Genomic DNA, 15,666 nt, shown 5'->3' on the forward strand with positions numbered 1-15,666 from the left:
CCATGGCCAGCTATGTTCTGCGTCGCCTGCTGCTGATGATCCCCACGCTACTGGGGATTCTGCTGCTCAATTTCGTGATCGTGCAGGCGGCCCCCGGCGGCCCCATCGACCAGATGATGGCGCGCTTCGAGGGCTTGAGCAGTAACGCCAGCACCGGCCTGGAAGGCGGCGGAGGGGATAGCGTCGGCGGGCAGCGCGGTATGCGCGCGGCGGGTATCGACGAACAGCTGCGCCAGCAGTTGACCCAGGAATTCGGCTTCGACAAGCCGGCCTGGGAGCGTTTCGCGCTGATGCTGCGCGACTATGCCACCTTCGACCTCGGCGACAGCCTGTTCCGCGGACGACCGGTGTTCGACCTGATTCTCGATCGCCTCCCGGTATCGATCTCGCTGGGGCTGTGGACCACCCTGCTGGTCTATTTGATCTCGATCCCACTGGGGATTCGCAAGGCGCTGCGCCACGGCAGTGCCTTCGACGTCTGGTCATCGGGGGTGGTGATCGTCGGCTACGCCATCCCCGGCTTCCTGTTCGCCATCCTGCTGATCGTGGTATTTGCCGGTGGCAGCTACCTGAACTGGTTCCCCCTGCGCGGGCTGACCTCGGCCAATTTCGACGAGCTTTCGCTATTCGGCAAGATACAGGACTACTTCTGGCACATCACGCTGCCGGTGGCCGCCTCGGCGATCGGCAGTTTCGCCACCCTGACCATGCTGACCAAGAACAGCTTCCTCGACGAGATCCACAAGCAGTACGTGCTCACCGCACGCGCCAAGGGCGCCTCCGAGCGCCGCGTGCTCTACGGTCACGTTTTTCGCAACGCCATGCTGATCATCATTGCCGGGATGCCGGCGGCACTGATCGGCATCTTCTTCACCGGCTCTCTGCTGATCGAGGTGATCTTCTCGCTCAACGGCTTAGGGCTGCTGGGCTTCGAGGCCGTGATGCAGCGCGACTATCCGCTGATCTTCGGCACCCTCTACCTGTATACCCTGATCGGCCTGCTGCTCAAGCTGATCTCGGATCTCACCTATGTCTGGGTGGATCCGCGTATCGATTTCGCTACCCGAGAGGCATGATGAGGGACATGAGGAACAACGTGATCCCACCCGTGCATGCCGAGGCGTCGCGCCAGCGCCGCTTGCGGCTCTCCCCCATCGCGCGCCGGCGTCTGCAGATCTTCCGCGCGAGCCGTCGCGCGCACGTTTCGCTCTGGTTGTTCGCACTCCTGTTCGTGGTGAGCCTGGGCGCCGAGCTGATCGCCAATGACAAACCGCTGGTGATGCAGTACCAGGGCCACTGGTATGTACCGCTGCTGGTGGACTATCCAGAGACCGAGTTCGGCGGCTTCCTGCCCACCACCACCGACTATCGCGATCCCTTCGTGCGCCAGCAGATCGAGCGTCACGGCTGGGCGCTGTGGCCCCCGGTACCGTTCTCCTACCAGACCCTGGATCGCGATATTCAGGGCCCGGTGCCCTCGCCGCCCAGCCTGCGCCACTGGCTCGGCACCGACGACCAGGGCCGCGATGTCTTCGCCCGCGTGCTCTACGGCTTTCGCCTATCGGTCGCCTTCGCTCTCGCTCTCACCGTGGGCTCGATCGTGCTCGGGGTGCTGATCGGGGGTGTGCAGGGCTACTACGGTGGCAAGGTCGATCTGCTCGGTCAGCGACTGATCGAAATCTGGTCGGGTCTACCGGTGCTGTTCCTGCTGATCATCCTGGCCAGTCTGGTCGAGCCCAACGTCTGGTGGCTGCTGGGCATCATGCTGCTGTTCTCATGGCTGGGGCTGGTCGATATCGTGCGCGCCGAGTTCCTGCGTGCGCGCAACCTGGAGTACGTGCGCGCGGCACGGGCCCTGGGCCTGCCTTCGCGGCTGATCATGTGGCGCCACGTGCTGCCCAACGCCATGGTCGCCACCCTCACCTTCATCCCGTTTCTGTTCACCGGCGCCATCACCACCCTGACCGCGCTGGATTTCCTCGGCTTCGGCCTGCCGCCCGGTTCGCCGTCGCTGGGCGAGCTGGTGGCCCAGGGCAAGAACAATCTGCAGGCACCGTGGCTCGGCATCACCGCCTTTCTCTCGCTCAGCGTGATGCTGTCACTGCTGGTGTTCATCGGCGAGGGGCTGCGCGACGCCTTCGACCCGCGCCATATCGTCACCGCTGCCACGCCAGCCGCCACCCACGGTGCAACCGAGAGTACGAGGGCCTTGCCATGAGCCATCCACCGCTGCTCTCACTCGAAGCTCTGGCGATTCGCGTCGGCGGCTTTCAGGCCGTGACCCGGCTCGACCTGGAGGTGGCGCCGGGCGAAACCGTGGCCGTGGTGGGCGAGTCCGGCTCCGGCAAGTCGGTCAGCGCCCTCGGCGCGCTGGGGCTGCTGCCGCCCGGCAGCGAGGTCAGCGGACGGCGCCACTTCGCCGGCGAAGATCTGGCACGCCTCACCGCACGGCAGTGGAATGCCCTACGCGGCGGGCGCATCGGTTTCGTGTTCCAGGAGCCGATGACTTCGCTCAACCCGCTGCACACGGTGGGCAAGCAGCTGCGCGAGAGCCTGCGCCTGCATCAGGGCCTACGCGGTGAGCGCGCCACACGGCGCTGCCGCCAGCTGCTCGAACAGGTGCGCCTGCCGCGGGTCGAGGAGCTCCTTGAGACACGTCCGCATCAGCTCTCCGGCGGCCAGCGTCAGCGGGTGATGATCGCCATGGCGATCGCCAACGACCCGCAGCTGTTGATCGCCGACGAGCCGACCACCGCTCTCGACGTCACCGTGCAGCAAGAGATACTTGCCCTGCTCGGCGAGCTGCGCCGGGAACACGGCATGGGCGTCCTGCTGATCAGCCACGACCTCAACCTGGTGCGCCGCCACGCCGATCGGGTGGTGGTCATGCATCGTGGCCAAGTGGTCGAAAGTGGCCCGACGGCACAGGTATTCAACACACCGAGAGCGGACTATACCCGCGCGCTGATCGACGCCACGCCCGCCGGCATGCCCGCAGCGCTACCCGCCGATGCCCCCACGCTGCTGGCAGCGCGCCGTCTCGGAGTCGAGTTCCTGCGCCCGAAACCCCTGCTGCGGCCGCGGCCGCCGGCCTTCGTCGCCCTGGAACCGCTCTCGCTCAACCTGCGTCAGGGCGAGACGCTGGGCCTGGTGGGCGAATCCGGCTCGGGCAAGAGCACGCTTGCCGCCGCCCTGATCCGGCTGCTGCCTGCCCACGGAGAGATCGAGTTCGACGGTGAACGTCTCGACCGCCTCAAGGGCGGCGCCCTGCGCCGACGCCGCCCGCAGTTCCAGATCGTGTTCCAGGACCCCTACGGCTCGCTGTCGCCGCGCATGCCGGTCGCCGATATCATCAGCGAGGGTCTGCGCTTCCACCACCCGGAGCTGGACGAGGCCACGCTGACGACACGCGTCGCCGAAGCGCTGGCCGAGGTCCATCTGCCGGCGGACTGCGCCCAGCGCTATCCGCATGAGTTCTCCGGCGGTCAACGCCAGCGCATCGCCATCGCCCGGGCGCTGATTCTCAAGCCACGCCTGCTGGTGCTGGACGAGCCCACCTCGGCGCTGGACCGCAGCGTGCAGAAACAGTTGATCGAGCTGCTGCGCCAGGTGCAGGCGCGCCACGGCATCAGCTATCTGTTCATCAGCCACGATCTCGCCGTCGTGCGCGCCATGGCGCACCAGATCCTGGTACTCAAGGAGGGTCAGGTGGTGGAGAGCGGCGAGTGTGCCCACGTACTCGATGCCCCGACCAGCGACTACACCCGTGCCCTGATCGCCGCGGCCGCTCTCGATTAACGTGAAAGCGGTATGCCGTGGAGCTCATATGAGGGATGAAACACAAACAGACAGGATAACGGTATAAACCCATAGCCCAACCCGCCGACGCAGGAAGATGCGGCCTAAAAGGCCGCGATCTCCTCCGGACGCAAATGCCGGCACTCACCGGGTTCGAGCATCGGGTCGAGGCTGAGCGGGCCGATCGATTCGCGATGCAGCGACGTCAGCGGATAACCCACCGCCGTCATCATCCGCCGCACCTGGTGATAGCGCCCCTCGGTGACGCCGATCAGCACCTCGTGCGGGCCTACCCGCTCGAACGTCGCCGGTCGGGTCGGCTTCTCTTCGCCCTGCAGCGTGATGCCCTTCTCGAACTGCTGCGCCACCCTGGCGGCGACGCTCTCCGACATCGCCTCGGCGATCTCCCCGCGGTAGCGTTTGACGCAGGCGCGGTTGGGCGAAGTCACCCGGTGGGTCCATTGGCCATCGTCGCTGATCAGCAAGAGCCCCGAAGTGTCGACGTCCAGCCGCCCTACCGGGTGCAGGCGCTCGACCTGCTCGATCTCGATCAGGCTCATCACCGACGGGTAGTGCGCCGGGCGCAGCGAGCACTCTACTCCGACCGGCTTGTGCAGCATCAGATAGCGCCAGCCGACCCGCGCCAGCGGCGCTCCCTGCCAACGAACGTCCTGGGTATCCGAGACCTGACGCGAAGCGTCGCGCACGACCTCGCCATCGACACTGACTTCCAACTGACGCAGGGCACGCTTGGCCTGGCTGCGCGTCAGCTCGGTGGCTTCACTGAGAAATCTATCCAACCGCATGAATTCGAAACATTCCTTGGGGCGGCGGGCTCATAGCCAGCCGCGATACTTGAAGTAGAGATAAGGCGAGACCCCAGACAGCGCCATCAGCCCGATCGCCAGCGGGTAGCCGAAGCTCCAGTCGAGTTCGGGCATCACGTGAAAGTTCATCCCGTAGATACTGGCGATCATGGTCGGCGGTAGAAACACCACCGAGGCGATCGAGAAGATCTTGATGATCTGGTTCTGCTCGATGTTGATGAAGCCCTGGGTGGTATCCATCAGGAAGTTCACCTTGTCGGACAGGAAGGTGCTGTGGGACATCAGCACCTCGACGTCCTGCAGCGCCTCCTTGGCCTGCTCCTGCAGCTCGGCGTGATAGCGTAGATGGCGAATGAGGAAGTAGAGCGAGCGTTGGGTATCCATCAGACACAGACGGATCTTGCCCACGCTATCCTCGACCTTGGCCAGCCGATCGATAGCCTCTTCCAGATCGGCATCCTCGATCTCCAGCACCATGTGACTGACCTGCTCGAGGTCGCGGTGCATGTCTTCGATGCTGTCGGCGAGGTTCTCGACCTTCTGCTCGAACAGCGTGACGATCAGCGACTGCGGCGAGTGCGCCTCGGTCTGGCCGCGCCGCGCACGCAGCCGGAACAGGCGGAAATCGGCCAGGTCGTCCTCGCGCAGCGAGAGCAGACGCTGCGACTGCAGGATGAACACCACGGTATTGGTCTGATGCTTGCCCTCGTTGCGTGACAGAAACAGCGAGTGCACGTGCAGGCCATCGGTATCGGTGAAGAAGCGCGCCGAGGATTCGATCTCCTCGATATCGGTATTGGCCGGCAGCTCCTCGGCGAGGAATGGCTTCAGCGCCTCGCGATCGTCGTCATCGAGGTCATAGGCATCGATCCAGTTGGCCTCCAGCAGGCGTTCGGCGATGGGGCCTTCGCTGAGCTCTTGAAAATCGTTCTGGTCGAGGCGAAAGGTTCGGATCATTGCCCATCCTTACTCTGCAGGTCATCGTCGAAGTCGGTCAACGCAAAGGCATCTGCGTCTCTCCAGGCGGGGAAGGTATCGCGAAACGATGACAGTGCCGCGGCCGACAGGGTCACCGTCTCGACGAAAGGCGTCTCGGGTGGATGATCCACCAGCGGGTCGCCCTTGAAGTCCACGGCCATCGAGTCGCCGCTGTAGGCCAGACCGTTGCCATCCTGGCCGACGCGATTGACGCCGACCACATAGCTCAGGTTCTCCACTGCCCGCGCCTTCAGTAGTGTACGCCATGGGCGCCGCCGAGGCGCCGGCCAGTTGGCTACGCACAGCAGCAGATCGTACTCGAACGCCTCGCCCTGAGGTGGCTGCTGGCGCAGCCAGACCGGAAAGCGCAGGTCATAGCAGACCGCAAGCAGGATCCGCAAACCACGATACTCGACCACCCGACGCCGGCTACCAGCGGCGTAGTGGCGCGGCTCCTCCCCCATGCGAAAGAGATGACGCTTGTCGTAGGTCAGCGTGCGGCCGCCGGGCTCGGCCCAGACCATGCGGTTGTAGGCTCGCCCACCCTCGGTGATCGCCAGACTCCCGGTGATGGCACAGCCACGCTCGCGCGCCTGCTGCTCGAGCCAGGCCAGCGAAGCGCTTGACCCGGCGGGCTCGGCCAGCGCTTCGGCGTTCATGGTAAAACCGGTGGCGAACATCTCGGGCAGCACGATCAGGTCGGTCTGCGTCGAATCCAGCGTCCCCATCCGGGCTTCGAGCAGCGCCCGGTTGGCCGCCGGATCTTCCCACTGGAGCTCCGTCTGGATCAGCGTGATGCGCAGGTCGCTCATGGGTATCTCCTTGTTCGTGCCGGGATTCTGGACCATTTTCGCACCCGAAGCGTGCCACGGACATGATAGATTACCGAGCCGCCACCACGAACAGCCAGAGACTCACCGCCATGCCAGCCGCCAACCGCCATGCCACGCCACCCGCGACGCCAACGGAGAGCGCCACCGCACAGCGTCGCGAGGCGCGTCGCGGCGTCGGCTTCGGACTGGCCGCCTACGGTATCTGGGGCTGCTTTCCGCTGTTCTTCGCCCTGTTCGACGGCGTGCCGGCGGGAGAGATCCTGATCCACCGCATTCTGTGGTCTTGCCTGTTCCTGGCGCTGGTGATCACCCTGATGCGGCGCTGGGCACCGGTGCGGGCGGCTTTCCACCAGCCCCGCCGGCTGTTGCCGGTACTCGGTTGCGCGCTATTGATCGGGCTCAACTGGGGGCTCTACATCTATGCGGTGGAGAGCCAGCACGTGCTTCAGGCCAGCCTGGGCTACTTCATCACCCCGCTGGTCAACGTCGCTCTCGGCATGCTGATACTCAAGGAGCGGCTGAGCCGCTGGCAGGGTGTGGCGATCGCCCTGGCCCTGATCGCGATCCTGATCCAGCTCGTGATGCTGGGCCGCCTGCCCTGGATCAGTCTGGTGCTGGCGGCTACTTTCGGCACTTACGGGCTGCTGCGCAAGCAGGTACCTCTCGACGGCTTGTCGGGGCTGTTTGCCGAGACCACCCTACTGCTGCCCTTCAGCCTCGTCGCTCTGGCCTGGCTGGTGGGCCAGGATGCCTCCCACTTCGGCATCGCACTGACCAACACGACTCTGCTAGTGGTCAGCGGCGTGCTCACTACCCTGCCGCTGCTGGCCTTCGCCGGTGCAGCCCGACGCCTGCGCCTCTCCACCGTGGGCTTTCTGATGTATATCAACCCGACGCTGCAGTTCGCCCTGGCGCTATGGGTGTTCGACGAGCCCTTGTCGCTGCCTCAGTTGATCACCTTCGTGCTGATCTGGGTGGGGCTGGCCTGCTATTCGCTCGACGCCTGGCGGGGAAGAAGCCCGCGCTGACGCCTGAACGCGCCACGACGATATGCGACAAGCCGGCCCTCCAACGCAAAGCGCCCGCCGCTGAAACCAGCGGCGGGCGCCATGACAGCGCGTGAATAGCGCTAAATCTGCATGCTCATGACATCTTTATAGGCAGTCACCAGGCGGTTGCGCACCTGCACGCCCATTTCGAAGGAGACGCTGGCCTTCTGCATGTCGATCATCACGTCGTTCAGGGCGACGTCGGGATCACCGGCCTGGAACGCCATCGCCTGCTGGTTGGCGCTCTGCTGCATCTGGTTGATCCGTCCGATCGAGGCCTGAAGCTCGCCGGCGAAGCTACCGGGCTGATCGGGAGCGGCCGCAGCACCGGCACTCTGCCCGGCGGCCTGGTTGGACAGCGCCTGCATCTGCTGCAGCGCGGCCTGAATGGCGGGAACACTCATGCGGGTTTCCTGTAAAAGGGTTGCCTGATGACGAAGGCCCGATCGCCAACGCCATGGCGCCACGCGATGGATGGGACGCTCGCAGACTAGCAGCCAGGGTCGCCATGCCATCGCGCTAAATGCGCGCGAAAACAGCGGCTTTTCCTGTCTTCGCGGTTTACGTTCAAACACATAATGGCTGCCATCACACCTATGCCCCCGCACCGGGGCCATCCCGTGCTCGCGAGCCGGGTCTCGGTGCGGGACGAGCAGTCCGCGATGCAGGGAACGGAAAAACCGTATGTCGTCGAGTCAAATCACGGTCGCTGAGCGGGGCGCGGCATGAGCACGGCCACGTCGCCCAACGACACTCAGGCAGCCGGCGCGCAGTCGTCATCGCGCGCCGGCGCCGCGCAGAAGCCCGGTCGCGACTGGCTGAGCAAGCTGCAGGGTAACCCGCGTATCCCTCTGATCGTCGCCGGCGCCGCCGCGCTGGCGATCGTCGTCGCGCTGCTGCTGTGGGCGCGCGCGCCCGATTACCGAGTGCTCTATTCGACGCTCACCGACGCCGACGGCGGTCGCATCATTACCCAGCTCGATGCCATGGGCGTACCCTATCGCTTCAGCGAGGGCGGCCAGGCGCTGCTGGTGCCGGCCGACCAGGTGCGCCCGCTGCGTCTCAAGCTCGCCGAGCAGGGTCTACCTCAGGCCAGCGGCGTCGGCTTCGAGCTGATGGACAATCAGGCTTTCGGCATCAGCCAGTTCGCCGAACAGGTCAACTACCAGCGCGCGCTGGAAGGTGAACTGGCCCGCACCATCGCCACGCTCGGCAGTGTCGAGCGTGCGCGGGTGCATCTGGCCATGGCCAAACCCTCGGTATTCGTGCGCGAGAGCGAACCCGCCAGCGCCTCGGTGGTGGTCGACCTGCAGCCCGGGCGCGTGCTCAGCCCCGGCCAGGTCAACGCCATCGTGCACATGGTCTCGAGCAGCGTCCCCGAACTGGCTACCAATGCGGTCACCGTGATCGATCAGAACGGCGACCTGCTGACCCGCGATCAGGGCGACGGCACGCGGCTCGATGGCACCCAGCTCGACTACGTGCACAACCTGGAAAAGACCTACGCCGAGCGCATCGAAGCGATCCTCGCCCCCATCGTCGGCGCCAAGAACGTCAAGGCCCAGGTGACCGCCCAGGTCGACTTCGCCCAGCGCGAGCAGACCGCCGAGCGCTACGGGCCCAACCAGGGTGCCAACGAGGCTGCGGTGCGCAGCGAGCAGAACAGCGCCTCTTACCAGAGCGATGCCGACCTCGCCATGGGCATCCCCGGCGCGCTGAGCAACCAGCCCCCAGGCACTGCGGCGTCGCCGATCAATGCCCCGGGCACCCAGGCCAACGCTAACGGTGGCAATAACAACGCTGGTAACAACAATGCTGCCAACAACAATGCCGGCAATAACAATGGCAACAATGCCGGCAATAACAATGGCAACAACAATGCCGGTCAGGATCAGACCACCCAGAATGGTAACGCTCAGACTGGGCAGATGCGCCGCGACAGCACCATCAACTACGAGGTCGACCGCACGGTCGAGCACGTCAAGCAGCACAGTGGCGCCCTCGAGCGCCTGTCGGTCGCCGTGGTGGTCAACTACCGCGAGACCACTGGTGAGGATGGCCAACCCAAGACTGTCGCCCTGAGCGATGCGGAGATGGATCAGATCCGCGGTCTGGTGCGTCAGGCCATGGGCTACTCTCAGGCCCGCGGCGATGATCTCGCGGTGGTCAACAGCCCCTTCCAGACCAGCGAACCCACCTTTACCCCACAACCCTGGTGGCAGTCGCCTGAGATCTGGAGTCTGGGCCAGAGCGTGCTGAAGTATCTGCTGGTCGCACTGGTCGCAATGTTCCTGTGGTTCAAGGTGGTCAAGCCGCTGGTTCTGCGCCAGACCCGCGACGCCCAGCCCGCCGCTTTCAATGCGCCCTCGGGTGTCTCGGGCGCGGCCGGCGCCGCCAGCTACCAGCAGGTGAGCGAAGCCGACGGCGATGACGAGCCCGCTCCCGTCAATTCGACTCGTGAGCGCAGTCGTCGCCGCTCCTCCGGCTACGAGCAGGACCTGAAGGACGCGCGCGAGATCGCGCAGGAAGATCCTCGTCTTGTGGCGATGGTGGTCAGAAGCTGGATGGAGGACAAGTCATGACGAAGCAAATGACCGGCGCCCGCCGCGGCGCGATCCTCCTGCTCTCGCTAGATGAAGATAGCGCGGCCGAGGTGTTCAAGTATCTCTCTTCCCGCGAGGTGCAGGAGATCAGTCAGGAGATGGCACAGCTCGGCCAGGTGTCGCACCAGGACATGGCCGATGTGCTGCGCGACTTCCACAACGAGGCCGAGCAGTTCACCGCGATCAACCTGCACACCAATGATCACATTCGCTCGGTGTTGACCAAGGCGCTCGGCAGCGAACGCGCCAGCAGCCTGATAGAGGACATCCTGGAGAGCTCCAACACCGCCTCCGGGATCGACTCGCTCAATCTGATGGAGGCCTCGATGGCGGCCGAACTGATCCGCGACGAGCATCCGCAGATCATCGCCACCATCATGGTTCACCTGGATCGCAACCAGGCGGCGGACATTCTGGAGCTGTTCGATGACAAGCTGCGCAACGATGTGATGCTGCGTATCGCCACCTTCAGCGGTGTGCAGCCGGCGGCGCTGCAGGAACTGACCGAGGTACTCAGCTCGATGCTCGACGGCACCAATCTCAAGCGCAGCAAGATGGGCGGCGTGAGAACCGCTGCCGAGATCCTCAACCTGATGAACTCCTCTCAGGAAGAACAGGCTATCGACGTGGTCCGCTCGCACAGCGAAGACCTGGCGCAGAAGATCATCGACGAAATGTTCCTGTTCGAGAACCTGCTCGATATCGACGATCGCGGCATCCAGCTCATCTTGCGCGAGGTCGAGACCAACTCGCTGGTCATCGCCCTGCGCGGGGCGGAAGAGGCGCTCATCGACAAGTTCACCCGCAACATGTCCCAGCGCGCGGCCCAGCTCATGCGCGAGGATATGGAGAACCGCGGGCCCGTACGCCTGTCCCAGGTGGAGAACGAACAGAAGGCGATTCTCGGCGTGGTGCGGCGCCTGGCCGATTCCGGCGAGATCGCCCTGAGCGGTGGCGACGATGGCTACGTCTGATCGGCGCCGCGGTGCGAACTCGTACGCCGACGGCGAGCGCTGGCACCGCTGGCAGATGGGCGAACTCGAGCGCCAGCACCCAGCGCCGGCCGGCCATACCGAAGGCGAGCACGCCGAGGCGGCCGCCGCCCAGCAGCAGAGCGCCAAGGCGGCAGCACTGCGCGCCGAGGCCGAGCTGGCACGCAATCAGGGCTACGAGGCGGGTCACGCCGAGGGGCATGCGGAAGGCTACCGCGACGGCTACGCCGAGGGTCTCGCGGCCGCCAACGCCGCCGCCGAACTCGAATTCCACAAGCGCGTATCGTTGCACCTGACGCCGCTTGCCGGCTTGGCCCAGAGTTTCCGCGAGGCCCTCGCCCAACTCGATGACGAAACCGCTAACCAGCTGGTGGAACTGGCGCTGATTACCGGCCGCCAACTAGCCGGGGAGTCGCTGGCCGCCAATCCCGAGCATATCCTGAGCGTGGTGCGTGAGCTGCTGGAGGCGGATCATAGCCTCAATGGCAAATCGCGCCTGTGGTTGCACCCGGACGATCTTACCCTGGTCAGTGCGGCGATCGGCGACACCCTCGAAGCCAGTGGCTGGGAGTGCTGTGCCGATCATTCGCTCGAGCGCGGCGGCTGCCGCGTGACCAGCGCCAACGGCGGGCTGGACGCCAGCCTGGGCACCCAGTGGAAGGCGATTCTCGACCAGCGCCGGCGACGCCAATCATCCGCACCGGATACCGGGGCAGAACCCGACACATCCGACGCACCCGATGCCGCAGATCACGATGAGTGAGGCCGACACCACCACTCCCGACGCCGCGCGTCACCAGCACCACTGGCGGCAGACACTGGAGAAGGTGCGTCACCGCATCGAGGCGCTGTCGCACTATCGCCACGAAGGACGTATCACCCGCGCCACCGGGCTGGTTCTCGAGGCGGTGGGCCTGCGCCTGCCGCTGGGCAGCGCCTGCCTGATCGAGCTATCGAACCAGGGTGACGAACGTTTCGCCGAAGCCGAGGTGGTCGGCTTTGCCGGCGACAAGCTGTTCTTAATGCCCTTGGCAGACACCAGCGGACTGCTGCCCGGGGCGCGGGTGCTGGCGCTGAGCGGCAACCGCCTGGATATCGCCAGTGCACGCCGCTTTCCCCTCGGCGAAGGGCTATTGGGGCGGATCGTCGATGGCAACGGGCGCCCGCTCGACGCCCGTGGTCCGCTCGACCTCACCCCGCACGCGCCTTTGGAGACGCCGCCGATCAACCCTCTGGCCCGCGCCCCCATAGAGTCCGCCATCGATGTCGGCATCCGCGCCATCAATGGCCTGTTGACCATCGGACGCGGCCAACGCATGGGTCTGTTCGCCGGCTCCGGCGTGGGTAAGAGTGTCCTGCTGGGCATGATGGCACGCTTCACCAACGCCGACGTCATCGTGGTCGGCCTGATCGGCGAGCGTGGCCGCGAGGTGCAGGATTTCATCGAGAACATCCTCGGTGAAGAGGGGCTGGCACGCGCGGTGGTGGTGGCTGCGCCGGCGGACACTTCCCCGTTGCAGCGTATGCAGGGGGCCGCCTACGCCACCCGTCTGGCCGAGGACTTCCGAGACCAGGGGCGCAACGTACTGCTGATCATGGACTCCCTCACCCGCTACGCCATGGCCGCGCGTGAGATCGCACTGGCGATCGGCGAGCCGCCGGCGACCAAGGGCTATCCGCCATCGGTGTTCGCCAAGCTGCCGGGGCTGGTCGAACGTGCCGGTAACGGCAAGCGCGGCGGCGGCTCCATCACGGCTTTCTATACCGTGCTCACCGAAGGCGACGATCAGCAGGACCCCATCGCCGACTCGGCGCGTGCGATCCTGGACGGCCATATCGTGCTCTCGCGGGCCCTGGCCGAGAGCGGCCACTATCCGGCGATCGACATCGAAGCTTCGATCAGTCGTGCCATGCCGGCGGTGGTCAGCGGCAAGCGGCTGCGCCAGGCGCAGCGCTTCAAGCAATTGATCTCGCGGTATCAGCGTAACCGCGACCTGATCAATGTCGGCGCCTACGTCAGCGGCCAGGACCCGCAGCTCGATCGCGCGGTCACGCTCTACCCGCGCCTGGAGGCTTTTCTTCAGCAGCGGATGGACGAGATTTCCGACATGGCGCATACGCTGGCAGAGCTGGACCGTCTGCTACCCGAGACCGACTAGGCACCGGCAAAGGACCCTGCCGGAGCCGAACCACCCTCCTCGCCTGCTGAATAACCCCCCTCGACACACGCTAATCGACGCTTTGCTGTGGCCAGGCGTGACCGACAATGGCATTCGGTCACGGCTCTCTCATCGCGTGACGTCCGGATCACGGAGGTACGATTTTGGCCAATATGCAAGCCATGGCGATGCTGCGCGATCTCGCGCGAGACAGCAGCGACAAGGCGGTCAAGGATCTAGGGCAGCTGCAGCGCCAGCGCCAGGAGGCCGAGACGCGCCTGGAACAGCTCTTGCAGTATCGCGAAGAGTATCAGCACAAGCTCCACGCCAGCCTGACCGAGGGCGTCTCCTCGACCCAGTGGCGGGACTTCCAGCAGTTTCTGGGTTCGCTCGATAGCGCCATCGCCCAGCAGCGCCGGGTGCTCAGCGAGCAGGAGTCCAGGGTCGAGAGCGGCGTGACCCGCTGGCGCGGGGAGCAGCGCAAGCTCAACGCCTACGACACGCTCTACGCCCGCGGCGAGCGTGATCAGCTACAGCACCACGCACGCGCAGAACAACGACATAGCGACGAGATGGCAGCCCAGCTGCGTCGACGTCAGCAGGATAACGGCCGCACCTACTAGCCGGTCAGTAGTTGGCGGCAGTCAGGCGGTAGCGGGGCACAGACCCCGACACTCACAGCGAGATGACGACGCGCATGGACGTGACACCGATTCCCCGTATGACCGCTGCAGGCGATAAGGCAGCGAGTGCCAAGTCGAGCGGCGAGGCGTCGTCATCGACGAGCTTCGCGGCAGCGCTGACCCAGGCCGGCGCTCAGCCGCGCTCGCCGTCGGACGCTAGCACCGCCTCGGGCGCTAGCGTCGCCGATGCCACTGGCGGCCGCGAGGCGCGCCCCGATACCGCCCAACTGCCTGGCGACACCAACGCTCGGCTGTCCGCCGATCAGGCCGACACCCTCGCCAAGCTGACACTCGCGGACACGGCCAATGCCAGCGGCGACGACATCGCCGAGGCACTGAGCGCACTGCGTACAAAAGCTGCCGGCACTCATGGCGGTGACATTGCCGAGGAACTGAGCGCGGTAGGTTCGCAGGCTAGCGGCAACGACATCGCCGACGCGCTGAGCGCACTCCTCGAGAAAGGCGCTGGTGCCACCGACGACGCCATTACCCAGGCGCTGACCGGCGCAGACGGTCAACCGGGGGCGGACAACGGACAAACCGACGCACTGGCACTGGCCGCGCTGTTCGCCGGCCTGCAGCCACTGGGCGCCAGTAGCGATGCACGCCTGCCGGCGGAAGCCCGTGCCGGGCAGCTCCTGACGTCTGTTTCCTCGAGCACCTCCACAGCGAAGGGCCTCGCAGGTTCGACTAACATGCTGGCCTCTGCCATCGGGCTCGCTACCCGCGACCTCACAGGTCGAGCGCCCGCCGACGACGGCGAAGCAGCACTTACCAGTGCCCGCGCGCTGTCGTCCGCGCTGGATTCAGCGGCGGCTCAGCGCCATGGCGACACCCTGGCCCAGCGCGACACGAACGCTCGTGGCGAGTCGCCACTCGCCGCCCTGCTCACGCGCACGGCGGCAGGGCAACAGGCACAAGCAGCCGCTGGTACGGACGCACCTTTGACCGCGGAGCAACTGGCCGCGCGCGCCCAAACTGCGCCCCAGGGGGTAGAGCTGTCCGCGCTGAGCCGCGGTCACGGTACATCTACCGAGGCCACCGCGGGCTTCGCCGGCCAGTTGCAGCAGCAGAGCGGCTCACCGATGACGATGCCACCCAGCGGAGCGCCCGCGGCCGTACCGAGTCACACTCTGCCGGTCGCGGTTCAGTCACCCCAGTGGCCAGCCTCGCTGGGACAGCAGGTGCTGCAGATGCAGCAGCGTGGCGACAACCAGATGCAACTGAAGCTGCACCCCCGCGAGCTCGGCGCCCTGAGCGTCAGCCTGAATGTCCAGGACAATCAGGCCCAGCTGCAGATTCTCTCCGCACACGCGCCGGTACGGGCAGCCGTCGAAGCCGCCCTGCCCCAGCTGCGTGAAGCGCTGGCCCAGAGCGGTATTGCCCTCGGCGAAGCGATGGTCGGCGACCACGGTCAATTCCAGCGTGAACAGCAGGAAAACGATGGCCGCGCTACCCCGGGCGGTACGCTCAATGCCAGTGGGCTGGCCGCCCTCGACGAACCGGCCGACGCCGCCACCGCAACACTGAACACGCTGCTCGGCGCCCGCGGCAATATCAACCTTTATGCCTGATCCGCGCTGCCGATAACACGGGTGCCGGCACTCGCCGGCGCCAACCTTGCTGTCGTGCGAGTCATAAGGGGCCGCCCTGTCTGAAAGGCGCAGTTAGCGCAGGGGATGGGGCCCTTTTCCAGCGATGACCGGACACCGCGACAGCGCATAATGCGCTGCAACTTTCCAGG

The 15,666-nt window shown here is 65.7% G+C and carries 14 protein-coding genes; 10 read left to right on the plus strand and 4 right to left on the minus strand.

From position 1 onward, the window contains the following. Window positions 1-2 precede the first annotated feature (2 nt). The 3 genes from QO259_RS08815 to QO259_RS08825 are packed head-to-tail and all read left to right on the plus strand — an operon-like array spanning window position 3 to window position 3,798. The gene (locus tag QO259_RS08815) at window positions 3-1,076 is read left to right on the plus strand and encodes a microcin C ABC transporter permease YejB (protein WP_285952529.1); all 1,074 of its coding nucleotides are present in this window, start codon (window positions 3-5) and stop codon (window positions 1,074-1,076) included. Between the two features lie 20 nt (window positions 1,077-1,096). Further along, the gene (locus QO259_RS08820; RefSeq protein ID WP_285952530.1) at window positions 1,097-2,218 is read left to right on the plus strand and encodes an ABC transporter permease; all 1,122 of its coding nucleotides are present in this window, start codon (window positions 1,097-1,099) and stop codon (window positions 2,216-2,218) included. After that, a complete protein-coding gene (locus tag QO259_RS08825; RefSeq protein ID WP_285952531.1) occupies window positions 2,215-3,798 on the plus strand; it encodes an ABC transporter ATP-binding protein in 1,584 nt (527 codons plus the stop codon). The genes QO259_RS08820 and QO259_RS08825 overlap by 4 nt, the downstream gene beginning before the upstream one ends. A gap of 104 nt (window positions 3,799-3,902) precedes the next feature. On the opposite strand, the gene QO259_RS08830 is transcribed toward QO259_RS08825, so the two are convergent. The 3 genes from QO259_RS08830 to QO259_RS08840 are packed head-to-tail and all read right to left on the minus strand — an operon-like array spanning window position 3,903 to window position 6,415. Continuing rightward, entirely contained in the window at window positions 3,903-4,604 is a 702-nt protein-coding gene (locus QO259_RS08830; protein ID WP_285952532.1) for a pseudouridine synthase, read from the minus strand. Between the two features lie 30 nt (window positions 4,605-4,634). Then, entirely contained in the window at window positions 4,635-5,582 is a 948-nt protein-coding gene (gene corA, locus QO259_RS08835; protein ID WP_035473287.1) for a magnesium/cobalt transporter CorA, read from the minus strand. Further along, complete coding sequence (locus QO259_RS08840) at window positions 5,579-6,415, minus strand: amidohydrolase (RefSeq protein ID WP_285952533.1); 837 nt, start codon at window positions 6,413-6,415, stop codon at window positions 5,579-5,581. The genes corA and QO259_RS08840 overlap by 4 nt, the downstream gene beginning before the upstream one ends. Before the next feature lie 110 nt (window positions 6,416-6,525). Between QO259_RS08840 and rarD the strand changes: the two genes are divergently transcribed. Further along, the gene (gene rarD, locus QO259_RS08845; RefSeq protein WP_285952534.1) at window positions 6,526-7,464 is read left to right on the plus strand and encodes an EamA family transporter RarD; all 939 of its coding nucleotides are present in this window, start codon (window positions 6,526-6,528) and stop codon (window positions 7,462-7,464) included. A 101-nt stretch (window positions 7,465-7,565) separates the two neighbouring features. On the opposite strand, the gene fliE is transcribed toward rarD, so the two are convergent. Next, window positions 7,566-7,889 (minus strand): flagellar hook-basal body complex protein FliE, encoded by a 324-nt coding sequence (gene fliE, locus QO259_RS08850; protein WP_285952535.1) that lies wholly within the window; start codon window positions 7,887-7,889, stop codon window positions 7,566-7,568. Window positions 7,890-8,210: 321 nt separating this feature from the next. Between fliE and fliF the strand changes: the two genes are divergently transcribed. The 6 genes from fliF to QO259_RS08880 all read left to right on the plus strand — a co-directional run bounded on the left by fliF (window position 8,211) and on the right by QO259_RS08880 (window position 15,496). Continuing rightward, complete coding sequence (fliF, locus tag QO259_RS08855) at window positions 8,211-10,067, plus strand: flagellar basal-body MS-ring/collar protein FliF (RefSeq protein ID WP_285952536.1); 1,857 nt, start codon at window positions 8,211-8,213, stop codon at window positions 10,065-10,067. Beyond that, on the plus strand, window positions 10,064-11,062 hold the full coding sequence (fliG, locus tag QO259_RS08860) for a flagellar motor switch protein FliG (protein WP_285952537.1): 999 nt from the start codon (window positions 10,064-10,066) through the stop codon (window positions 11,060-11,062). The genes fliF and fliG overlap by 4 nt, the downstream gene beginning before the upstream one ends. Beyond that, window positions 11,049-11,843 carry a flagellar assembly protein FliH gene (locus QO259_RS08865; protein WP_285952538.1) on the plus strand — a complete coding sequence of 265 codons (795 nt, stop codon included), beginning with the start codon at window positions 11,049-11,051 and terminating at the stop codon, window positions 11,841-11,843. Before fliG ends, QO259_RS08865 begins: the two co-directional genes overlap by 14 nt. Continuing rightward, on the plus strand, window positions 11,821-13,239 hold the full coding sequence (gene fliI / locus QO259_RS08870; protein ID WP_502949140.1) for a flagellar protein export ATPase FliI: 1,419 nt from the start codon (window positions 11,821-11,823) through the stop codon (window positions 13,237-13,239). The genes QO259_RS08865 and fliI overlap by 23 nt, the downstream gene beginning before the upstream one ends. Window positions 13,240-13,412: 173 nt before the next feature. Continuing rightward, the gene (gene fliJ / locus QO259_RS08875; protein ID WP_035473275.1) at window positions 13,413-13,862 is read left to right on the plus strand and encodes a flagellar export protein FliJ; all 450 of its coding nucleotides are present in this window, start codon (window positions 13,413-13,415) and stop codon (window positions 13,860-13,862) included. 98 nt (window positions 13,863-13,960) lie between these two features. After that, window positions 13,961-15,496, plus strand: coding sequence for a flagellar hook-length control protein FliK (locus QO259_RS08880; protein WP_285952539.1), 1,536 nt, complete (start codon window positions 13,961-13,963; stop codon window positions 15,494-15,496). The last annotated feature ends 170 nt before the right edge of the window (window positions 15,497-15,666 follow it).

The sequence above is a fragment of the Salinicola sp. JS01 genome (assembly GCF_030284585.1).
Lineage (GTDB): Bacteria > Pseudomonadota > Gammaproteobacteria > Pseudomonadales > Halomonadaceae > Salinicola.